Below are 10322 nucleotides of genomic sequence, written 5' to 3'. Positions count from 1 at the left end.
CGAAGTCGCTACACTGCGCCGGCCGTTCATTTCCCTTTTGAGGCTGCACGCATGAAATTTCGTTTTCTTCTGTGGATGCTGGGTTTGTTGATGGGTAAGGCCAGTCGGACTAATCCTGCGTTTCAGCAGCAGTTGGGTGACAAGGAGTTGGTGTTCCAGCTACAGACCCTGGATGGGAAAGTGGCGCGGCATTTCTTTGTGAAGGATCAGCGCATTACCAGTAAGTCGGGCGTGTATGCCGAGCCGGCGTTTGCGATTGCCTTTAAAGATGCGGCGTATGGCTTTGCGACGATGCAGGCGAAGAACAAGCAGTTGGCGTTTATGACGGGGATTCAGGACAAGTCGATTCAAATCAAGGGCAACCCGGCGCTGGTGATCTGGTTTCAGGGGTTGACCAAGTATTTGAAGCCGCGCAAGGCGAAAGCTAGAGCCAAGGCTTGAGCTCGATGATTAGCCATGTGGCGAGGGAGCTTGCTCCCGCTGGGCTGCGGAGCCGCCCTGAAGCCTGAGACTTGGTTGTATCTGACACGCTGCGTTGGCTGGGTTGCGACTGCTGCGCAGCCGGACGGGAGCAAGCTCCCTCGCCACAGGGGGTTGAGGTGGTCAGGTAGACCGGGTTGGATTCATCGCGGGCAAGCCCGCTCCCACAGGGATCGCGTAAATCCTGTGGGAGCGGGCTTGCTCGTAGTGCTTTAGGCCTGGCTGAATTGCGAAGCGAGTTCGCGTAGCAGGACTTCAGCTTCAAGGACTTTGCTGACGACGTCGTTGGCTTTTTCGCGGGTCAGGCCGACGCGTTCCAGCAGCGCGTCGGGGATGTCTTCATCCGGCCCGGACCCGACCCCGCGACTACGCAGCAAGCGCACAGCCAGACAAACCAGATTCGGGTACTCGGCGTGGGCGCCGTCGTAGCTCGGGTCGTGCTGGAAGCGCAGCGCGGTGGCCAGTTCTTCGGGCATGTCCCAATAGCGCATCAGCCATGAACCGATCTGTTCGCGGCTGATGCCCAGCAGGTGTTGCTCGACAAAGCTGTGGCACAGGTGCGGGTTGACCTCCAGGTGGCGGCAGATCAGCGAGAAGTGCGGCGGGAATACGTGGGCCAGCAGCAAGTAACCGAAGTTGTGCAGCAGGCCGGCGAGGTAGGTCAGGCCGGCTTCCGGGCGCTGGGCGCGGGGCATGGCGCGGGTCAGGCCTTCGATGACGGCGGCGGTGTAGATCGATTGTTGCCAGTACGGCGTGGTGTGTTGCGGATGGTCTTTCGGCAGGCTCAGGGTTTTGCCCAGTGCCAGGCCCAGCGCGAGGTTGATCACCAGGTCGAAACCCAGCACCCGCACGATCGCGTCTTCAACCGAACGAATCTTGCCCGGCGACGCATAGTAAGGCGATGCCGCCCAGCTCACGACTTGAGCAGCCAGGGCCGGATCGGTTTCCACGACGCCGGTGATGTCGTCGATGGTGGCGTTGGGGTCGACGCGCAGTTTGATGATTTTCTGCGCGGTCTCGGCCAGCGGCGGAATTTCGATGGTCGACTCCAGGCGTTGCTGGATGCGGCGCGCGGTGAATGCCTGGACGGCCTGGGTGATTTCCTTGCCGTCATCGTCGGGACGGTCGAGGTTGGGACGAATGCTGCTCAGGTTCTCGCCGAAGTTGGCGGCGCTGGCCTTGGTCAGCATGGACTTGAACGCTTCGCTGGTGATCTCCAGCAGCACATTTGGCTCGCCCGAGTTGATCAGCAACATCGGTTCGCGTAACAGGCTTTCTTCGTACAGGCACGGCGCGCTGGTCAGTGCCGGCAGACCGGGCAACAGGCTCAGGTTGTGCTTGCCGAGCATTTTTACCAGGCGCTCGGTGGGCACGGCGGTAAGGCGGCGACCAGTCAGTTCGGTGAGGCGATTGAGGTCGAGTAACTGGCTTTGGGGGAACAGCACCATGAGCGAGCCGACGGCGTCGTCGAGCAACACCGCCTGGACTTTGCGCGAAGCATTCAACCCGTGGTGGTCGAGGACTTCTTCGTAGGCGATGTCCAGTTTGCCGAGCAGCAGCCGAATAACGGACGGAGCGTGCGGGGTTTCGGGGACGAGGGCAGCTTCAGTCATGGTCCATATCCGTATTCAAACAATTGCACGAGTATAACCAGCTTGTTTACAGGCATCGTCCAGAATATGCGACGGTGCTCACACTTGGCCGTATTGCTGCCCATGGCGCAGCCAGCGGTCGAGCAGCGGGCTGACGTGATCCGGCCAGCGCTCCAGCAATGCCTGGGCAGCGTCGCGCACAGCGGGCAACAAATCGGCGTCGCGCATCAGGTCGGCGACCTTGAATTGCAGCAGGCCGGTCTGTCGTGTGCCGAGCATTTCGCCGGGACCGCGCAATTCGAGGTCTTTTTCAGCGATGACAAAACCGTCGTTGGTCTCGCGCATGATGCCCAGGCGCTGACGGCCGATCTGCGACAGCGGCGGATGGTAGAGCAGCACGCAATGGCTGGCGGCACTGCCTCGGCCGACGCGGCCGCGCAACTGGTGCAGTTGCGCCAGACCGAGGCGCTCGGGGTTTTCGATGATCATCAGGCTGGCGTTCGGGACGTCCACGCCCACTTCAATCACGGTGGTCGCGACCAGCAGTTGCAGGTTGCCGGCCTTGAATTCGGCCATCACCGCGGCCTTTTCGACCGGCTTCATGCGGCCGTGGATCAGGCCAACCTTCAATTCGCCGAGGGCGGCAGTGAGGTCTTCGAATGTGGTTTCGGCGGCCTGGCAGGTGAGCTCTTCCGACTCTTCGATCAGCGTGCACACCCAGTAGGCCTGACGCCCTTCGGCACAGGCGCCGCGCACCCGTTCGATGACTTCGACGCGCCGGGTGTCGGTGACCAGCACCGTGTTCACCGGGGTTCGGCCGGGCGGCAGCTCGTCGAGTATCGAGGTGTCGAGGTCGGCGTAGGCGCTCATCGCCAGGGTTCGAGGGATCGGCGTGGCGGTCATGATCAGTTGATGCGGGCACATGCGCCCGCCGACGCCTTTCTGCCGCAACGCCAGCCTCTGCTGCACGCCGAAACGGTGTTGTTCATCGATGATCGCCAGGGCGAGGTTCTTGAACTTCACTTCGTCCTGAAACAGCGCGTGAGTGCCGACCACCATTGGCGTGCCGCTGGCAATTTGCTCCAGTGCGGCCACGCGGTTCTTGCCCTTGAGTTTGCCGGCCAGCCACGCGACTTCAATGCCCAGCGGTTCGAGCCAGCGTTTGAACGTGATGAAATGCTGCTCGGCGAGAATTTCAGTGGGCGCCATCAGGGCGACTTGATAACCCGCTTCCAGTGCCTGGAGTGCGGCGAGGGCAGCGACCACGGTTTTGCCGGCGCCGACGTCGCCCTGAATCAGGCGCAGCATCGGTTCATGCTGACTGAGGTCGTAGGCGATTTCGTTGCCCACGCGCTGTTGCGCGCCGGTCGGAGCGAAACCCAGGTTGGCCAGATATTTGGCCGGCAGCCGGGTGGCTTTGGGCATCGCCGGTGCGCGCAGGGAGCGCATGCTTTCGCGCAGACGCTGTTGCGACAGTTGATGAGTCAGCAGTTCTTCAAAGGCCAGACGGTGCTGGGCCCAGTGATGACCGAGGGCGAGTTCGTCGACGTCGGCATCGGCGGGCGGATGATGCAGGTATCGAATCGCATCGGCCAGCGGCGCCAATTGATAGTCCCGCGCCAGTTCGGTCGGCAGCCAGTCCGGCAGGCTGGTCGGGCCGAGCATCGTCAGGGTCTGCATGCACAACTGGCGCAGGCGTTGTTGCGTCAGACCTTCGGTCAGCGGGTAAACCGGGGTCAGTGTTTCATCTACCGACGGCGGTTCGTCGCCAGTGATGGCGCGGTATTCCGGGTGGTAGATTTCCAGCCCCGACGCACCGGGCCGCGCTTCGCCGTAGCAGCGAATCCGCGTGCCGCGTTTGAGGGCTTCTTTTTGCGCGTTGCTGAAGTGGTAGAAGCGCAGACTTAGCCCGCCCGTGCCGTCCTGTAGGCGAACAACCAGGCTGCGGCGCCGGCCCATGACCACGTCGGCGCCGCTGACGGTGCCTTCGATCACCGCGTCCTGCCCGGGGCGCAAATGGCCAATCGGGACCACGCGTGTGCGGTCCTGATAACGCAGCGGCAAGTGAAACAGCACGTCCTGAAGATTCTCCAGGCCGACCTTGGCCAGTTTCTCGGCCATGGCCTCGCCGACACCCTTGAGTGCCGTCACCGACACTTGCGACAACTCGGTCATGGCAGAGACTTAGGCCGCAACCACGGGCGCAGGCGGCTTGGCCACCGAGCACAGGCGAATCGAGTCCGCGAGGATTTCAATCGCCTTCGGCCGCGGGAAGCTCGCGCGCCACGCAATGGCCACGGTGCGGAATGGCACCGGGGGGGTCAGTGGGCGCACTTCAATCACACCGGGAGCGTAATGATGGCTGTCCACGGCCGACAGCGGCAGGATCGAAATCCCGAGGCCGGAGGCGACCATGTGGCGGATGGTTTCCAGCGAGCTGGATTCCACCGTGGTGTGTTTTGCACCGTCGTTGCCTTTGGTCAGCGTCGGGCACGCTTCCAGCACCTGATCGCGGAAGCAATGGCCTTCGCCGAGCAACAGCAGGCTCTTGTCGTTGAGCAGGGCGGCGTCGATGGATTTCTTTTGCGTCCACGGGTGCTGGGCGGGCATCAGGACATAGAACGGCTCGTCGTAAAGCTGCAAGGTCAGCACGTCGGCTTCGTTGAACGGCAGGGCGATGATGATCGCATCGAGTTCGCCGTTGCGCAGTTTGTCGCGCAGCACGTGGGTGAAGTTTTCTTCAATGTACAACGGCATCTGCGGGGCGACCCGGTGCAGTTGCGGAATCAGGTGCGGAAACAAGTACGGGCCGACGGTGTAGATCGCGCCGACTTTCAGCGGGGCAGTCAGCTGGTTCTTGCCGGCCTGGGCCAGCTCGCGAATGCCTTGGGCCTGCTCCAGGACTTTCTGCGCCTGTGCCACGATGCCTTCGCCGACCGGCGTCAGGCGCACGGCGCTCTTGCTGCGCTCGAAAATCAGCACACCGAGCTCGTCTTCAAGCTTTTTCACGCCCACCGACAGGGTCGGCTGGCTGACATGGCAACGCTCGGCCGCATGGCCAAAGTGCTGCTCTTGGGCGAGGGTAACGATGTAGCGTAATTCTGTGAGAGTCATAGCAAGCGTCCGTGAAGTTGCGGGCCAAGCATACCGGCTGCAATCGATAGACGCACGTTATCAGAGAGAGTGTGTCGAGTGACACCGGGCAATGCGGGTTTGCCGCGGGCGGATACGCAAAAGGCACCTTTCGGTGCCTTCGGAAAAAAGATCGCAGCCTTCGGCAGCTCCTACATGGGATTACGTCACACACACACACACACACACACACACACACACACACCTGTAGGAGCTGCCGAAGGCTGCGATCTCTTGATCTCTGCTTTTTAACGTCGGCGTTTTTCCAGCGAGTAAACAAACGGTGCAACAATTTCGATGGAGCCGTTGTTCAGCATGTCGGCCGGTGGCTTGGGCAGCGGTTGGGCGCGGCGGATCATTTCCAGGGTGGCCCGGTCCAGATCGGCGTTGCCGGAGCGGCCCACCAGTTCGAACGACAGCACGTTACCTTCGGCATCCACCACAAAGCGCAGACGATTCAGACCTTCCTTGCCCCGCGCCTGAGCACTGGCCGGGTACTTTTTGTACTTGGCCAGGTGAGCGAGCAAGGTGCCTTGCCAACTGGCCTTGGCCGCTTGCTGTGCTGGCGATGGGCCCGGTGCCGGTTGCGCAGATTTTTCAGTCGGTGCCTGGGTCGGTTGCGCGTCGCTCGGTTTTTCCTCGGACGGCTTCTCCTTCGGCGGCTCCGGCTTTTTTTCCACAGGCTTGGGCGGCTGAGGCTTGGGCTTGGGTTTGACCGGCTTCGGCACGGCAATTTCGGCCTTCGGTGCTTCAGCCAGTTTCGGGATCGGCAGTTCTTCCACCGGGGCCGGTGGTTGTGGCGGCGTTATCACCTTCGGCGGGGCGGGTGGTGGCGGGGCCGGAACGGGTGCCAGCTCGACCATCATCGCCTGCGGTGGCAGCTCGATGGGTGGGCGCGACGACCAGTTCAACGCCAGCGCAATGGCCAGCGCATGGACGCCCAGCACCACGGCCAGGCTCCCGCTGTAACGCGTCAGCTTATGGCGCGTCGTGATCATTTCTTGACTGCCGTCTCGAGTCCGACCAGGCCGACCTTCAGGTAACCGGCGGAGCGCAGATTGTCCATCACGCTCATCAGGTCGCCGTAGTCCACGCCTTTATCGGCCTGGAAGAAGATCGTCGTGTCTTTCTTGCCTTTGGTTCTGGCGTCGAGTGTGGCGCCGAGCGCTTCGGCTTTCACTTCCTCTTCGCCAAGGAACAGACGCTGGTCAGCCTTGACGCTGAGGAACACCGGTTTTTCCGGCCGTGGCGCCGGTTTGGCGGTCGAGGCGGGGAGGTCAACCTTGATGTCCACGGTGGCCAATGGAGCGGCCACCATGAAAATGATCAACAGCACCAGCATCACGTCGATGAACGGCGTGACGTTGATTTCGTGGTTCTCGGCCAGATCGTCGTCCGCGCCTTCTTTCAAATGCAGGCCCATGGCCGATTACCCCACTTTCACCATGTGCGGTTGCGAGCTGCGCTCAGGCTGGTGGTCCAGATCGCGGCTGACCAGCAGCAGGACTTCAGCCGAGGCGTCGGACACTTGAGCCTTGTAACCGGCGATGGAGCGGGCGAACACGTTGTAGATCACAACGGCTGGAATTGCCGCGACCAGACCCAGCGCAGTGGCCAGCAGGGCTTCGGCGATGCCGGGAGCCACGACCGCGAGGTTGGTGGTCTGGGTTTTCGCGATACCGATGAAGCTGTTCATGATGCCCCATACGGTGCCGAACAGGCCCACGAACGGCGCGGTAGAGCCGATGGTGGCGAGTGCGCCGGTGCCACTGCTCATGTTGCGACCGCAGGCTGCCACCAAGCGCTCGAGGCGGAAGGCGACACGTTCCTTGATGCCTTCCTTTTCGCGGCTGTTGGTGGACAGGCGCATTTCTTCCAGCGCGTCGTGCACCAGCAGATTGGCGAGGGTGCCGGCCTTGGTGGCAGAGGCGCTGGCTTCTCTAAGGGTGGTGGCCTTTTTCAGGTGGACGATTTCGTTGCGCAGACGACGCTTGGCGCCCATCAGCTCAAAGCCCTTGGCGATCCAGATAGTCCAGGTGATGATCGAAGCGATGGCCAGGCCGATCATCACGATTTTCACGATAATGTCGGCGTTCTGGTACATGCCCCACGGCGACAGATCATGGGCCATGCCCAGGGTGTTATCGGCTTCGAGGACTTCGGGAGCGTCTTCACCGGTGGCGTCTACCGCCTGAATCGGGTCGGCGGCAACCGGCGCGGCGTGCTCGGCGGCGTGCTCGGCCGCAGCGGGTGCAGCGGCGGGAGTCGGGGTGGCTGGCGCTTGTGCGTCAGCGAAGGCGGCGGTTGGCGCCAGCATCAGGCTGAGCAGCAGAGCGGCCACCGCGCTCCAGGCGCGAGGTCGTTTGGTTGGCGAAGCGAGGAATTGATTGCGTGTCATGCTGGCCGGACCTGAGAGAAAAAGAGGGTAAATGTTCTTCCAGGCCTCGAAGGCCGAGAACAAAAGTGGCGGGCATTATTGCAAGTAATTCTTGTTAACAGAAGTAATAGAGTATCTTTTTTTCCATCATTGCTAGCCGCTCGTCCATTGCCGGCGCTAGTCTGTGGCTTTCCAATAGGAGTTTTTCGATGTCCGCGCCTTCTGTTTTGATCGCCGGTTGTGGTGATGTCGGCAGTCGTCTGGCGACACAATTGCTGGCTGCAGGGTGGGAGGTCTATGGCCTGCGCCGGGATGTTTCACGCTTGCCGGACGGAGTGATTGGCGTATCCGGCGACTTGTTCAACAAAGACTGTCCGCAAACCTGGCCGGTCGGTGCGGTGGATTACCTGGTGTACTGCGCCGCCGCCACCGATCACGATGAAGCTGGCTACCGTGCTGCCTATGTCGAGGGTCTGCAGCATGTGCTTGAGTGGCTGGGCGACTACGGCCAGGTGCCCAATCGCCTGCTGTTCGTTTCCAGCAGTAGCGTTTACGGCCAGCAAGACGGTGAGTGGGTCGATGAAGCCTCGCCAGCAGTGCCGGGCAGTGGTTATTCCGGTCGGTTGATGCTGGAGGCAGAGCAAGTGGCGCTCGACAGCGGCATCCCGGCGAGCATCGTGCGTTTGACCGGCATTTACGGACCGGGTCGTGAATGGCTGCTGACTCAGGTTCGTCGTGGTTATCGCGTGGCGATTGATCCGCCGCTGTACGGCAATCGGATACACGCCGACGACGCGGCGGGGCTAATGGCATTTTTGCTGGAAGCAGACCGGCGGGGTGTGGCGCTGGAAGAGGTTTACATCGGTGTCGACGATGCGCCCGCGCCGTTGGCCGAAGTGGTGGATTGGTTGCGTGAGTATCTGGGTGTGACGCAATGGTCCGAGGATGCGAGCGTTCGGCGCACGGGGAGCAAGCAGTGCAGCAATGCTCGAGCGAAAGCCTTGGGTTGGGTGCCGAAATACCCAAGCTATCGCGAGGGTTACGCCGCCATCCTCGAAGGCCGCTGCTGACTTCCAGCATCACAAATCAAATGTGGGAGCGAGCTTGCTCGCGATGGCCGCCTGACATTCAGCATAAATGTTGAATGTCAGGGCCTAATCGCGAGCAAGCTCGCTCCCACATGGTTTTTTGTTGCTATCAGGAAGTGGTTACTGCTTTTCCAGCACCCACTTGCGATCACCAGGAGTGAACTGAGGCTGTTCGTCCGCCTGGGCGGTATTCACCGTCTGGAAAATTTCCAGCTCCTTACCCTTGCGCGTAAAGATCCAGGCATTGCCTTGCCCGTTGAGTTGCAGCCACATGTTGTCGTTGCCGCCACTCATCGAGGCGCAATCGCCCGCCAGACACAGTGCATAGCGATCCGCCCCCGGCAGGCCGGTTACCTGGCCGTCGGCCTGGAATTGCACAGTGCTGCCTTCGCCGGGGCCGCTGACGACTGTCCAGCTGCCGCCCATGTAGGCGGAATACAGCGCGCGTTCGAAGCTCGCGCCCATCGGTGCGCCATCCGGCACCGGGATCGCTGCGCGGTCGAAGACCTGGGCGGGTTCGTTTTCGGTCGCGGCCTGGCTCAATTGTTTGCCGTCGCGCTTGAGTTCACTTCCGGAACTGCCATAGAAGTCGATCTTCCAGGCACCGGACTCTTCGCCCAGCAGCTTGCCTTCGACATTCTCAAAACCGTTGGTGTAGCGGGCCTGAGCGGCCTTGGTGTTGACGTCCCATTCCAGGTTCGGGCCATAGGCCTGGAGCGCTTCGCGCAGGGGGCCGCCTTTGGAGGCAGCATCGATCGCCACCTGGTTGATCCAGGTGCCGCTGATGTCACGGTCGGCAGGGTTGCTGGCACATCCGCCCAGGAGCAGGGCGAGCAGCGAGAGAGCAAGCGCATTGCGCATGGTGGAATCCTTTCAAAACGCTTTTTTTGCAGACATCAGCGGCGCAGCCTCATGAGGCTGCGCCGGACGCATTACTCGATGACCAGAATGGCATCCATTTCAACCTGCGAACCCTTTGGCAGGGCAGCTACGCCGATGGCGGCGCGGGCAGGGTAGGGCTGGTCGAAGTACTTGCCCATGATCTCGTTGACCTTGGCGAAGTGGCTCAGGTCAGTGAGGAAGATGTTCAGTTTGACGATGTCCTTGAACGAACCGCCAGCCGCTTCGGCCACGGCCTTGAGGTTCTCGAACACCTGGACGGTCTGGGCTTCGAAGCCTTCAACCAGTTCCATGGTTTTCGGGTCCAGAGGAATCTGGCCGGACATGTAGACAGTGTTGCCAGCCTTGATCGCCTGGGAGTAGGTGCCGATGGCGGCCGGGGCCTTGTCGCTGGTGATAACGGTCTTGGTCATGAATGACTCCTTGTAATAGTGGCTTAGGCGCGCATGCGGGTGATGCGAATCACCCCGGTCAGTGCGCGCAGTTTCTTGATCACGCGGGCCAGGTGCACTCGGTCATGCACGCTGACCACCAGTTGGACCACGCTGATGCGACCATCGCGCTCGTCCATGCTGATTTTTTCGATATTGCCGTCGGCGGCGTTGACGCTGCTGGCCAGCAGTGCGATCAGGCCGCGCTGGTGTTCCAGCTCGACGCGCAGCTCGACGTTGAATTCGCCGGTGACATCCTTGGCCCAGGAGAGCTGGATGCATTTTTCCGGGTTGTGGCGGATTTCGCTGATGTTGCGGCAGT

Annotated in this window: 11 protein-coding genes; 2 read left to right on the top strand and 9 right to left on the bottom strand. The window is 61.5% G+C overall.

What is annotated here, in order from left to right:
• Nucleotides 1-51 precede the first annotated feature (51 nt).
• Nucleotides 52-441: a helicase gene (locus F8N62_RS13370; RefSeq protein WP_150711363.1), complete on the top strand. Its 390-nt coding sequence runs from the start codon at nucleotides 52-54 to the stop codon at nucleotides 439-441.
• A 251-nt stretch (nucleotides 442-692) separates the two neighbouring features.
• On the opposite strand, the gene F8N62_RS13360 is transcribed toward F8N62_RS13370, so the two are convergent.
• From F8N62_RS13360 to exbB, 6 genes are all read right to left on the bottom strand, one after another.
• Entirely contained in the window at nucleotides 693-2093 is a 1401-nt protein-coding gene (locus tag F8N62_RS13360; RefSeq protein ID WP_150711361.1) for an aminoacyl-tRNA deacylase and HDOD domain-containing protein, read from the bottom strand.
• A 78-nt stretch (nucleotides 2094-2171) separates the two neighbouring features.
• Nucleotides 2172-4247 (bottom strand): ATP-dependent DNA helicase RecG, encoded by a 2076-nt coding sequence (gene recG / locus F8N62_RS13355; RefSeq protein WP_150711360.1) that lies wholly within the window; start codon nucleotides 4245-4247, stop codon nucleotides 2172-2174.
• 9 nt (nucleotides 4248-4256) lie between these two features.
• Nucleotides 4257-5186: a hydrogen peroxide-inducible genes activator gene (locus F8N62_RS13350; RefSeq protein ID WP_150711359.1), complete on the bottom strand. Its 930-nt coding sequence runs from the start codon at nucleotides 5184-5186 to the stop codon at nucleotides 4257-4259.
• A gap of 266 nt (nucleotides 5187-5452) precedes the next feature.
• Nucleotides 5453-6202, bottom strand: a complete 750-nt coding sequence (locus F8N62_RS13345; protein WP_150711358.1) for a TonB family protein — start codon at nucleotides 6200-6202, stop codon at nucleotides 5453-5455.
• On the bottom strand, nucleotides 6199-6627 hold the full coding sequence (gene exbD / locus F8N62_RS13340) for a TonB system transport protein ExbD (RefSeq protein ID WP_150711357.1): 429 nt from the start codon (nucleotides 6625-6627) through the stop codon (nucleotides 6199-6201). The genes F8N62_RS13345 and exbD overlap by 4 nt, the downstream gene beginning before the upstream one ends.
• 6 nt (nucleotides 6628-6633) lie before the next feature.
• A complete protein-coding gene (gene exbB / locus F8N62_RS13335) occupies nucleotides 6634-7602 on the bottom strand; it encodes a tonB-system energizer ExbB (RefSeq protein WP_150711356.1) in 969 nt (322 codons plus the stop codon).
• Nucleotides 7603-7790: 188 nt separating this feature from the next.
• Between exbB and F8N62_RS13330 the strand changes: the two genes are divergently transcribed.
• A complete protein-coding gene (locus F8N62_RS13330) occupies nucleotides 7791-8651 on the top strand; it encodes an SDR family oxidoreductase (RefSeq protein WP_150711355.1) in 861 nt (286 codons plus the stop codon).
• Nucleotides 8652-8789: 138 nt separating this feature from the next.
• Here F8N62_RS13330 and F8N62_RS13320 read toward each other — a convergent pair whose 3' ends face one another.
• The 3 genes from F8N62_RS13320 to F8N62_RS13310 form a co-directional block, all read right to left on the bottom strand.
• Entirely contained in the window at nucleotides 8790-9530 is a 741-nt protein-coding gene (locus tag F8N62_RS13320; protein ID WP_150711354.1) for a hypothetical protein, read from the bottom strand.
• A gap of 71 nt (nucleotides 9531-9601) precedes the next feature.
• On the bottom strand, nucleotides 9602-9982 hold the full coding sequence (locus F8N62_RS13315) for a RidA family protein (RefSeq protein WP_003229509.1): 381 nt from the start codon (nucleotides 9980-9982) through the stop codon (nucleotides 9602-9604).
• Between the two features lie 23 nt (nucleotides 9983-10005).
• A partial coding sequence (locus F8N62_RS13310; RefSeq protein WP_150711353.1) for an ACT domain-containing protein occupies nucleotides 10006-10322 on the bottom strand: 317 nt, incomplete at its 5' end.

The organism is Pseudomonas fluorescens (assembly GCF_902497785.1).
GTDB lineage: Bacteria > Pseudomonadota > Gammaproteobacteria > Pseudomonadales > Pseudomonadaceae > Aquipseudomonas > Aquipseudomonas fluorescens_BO.
This window is presented reverse-complemented; position numbering and strand designations above follow the sequence as displayed.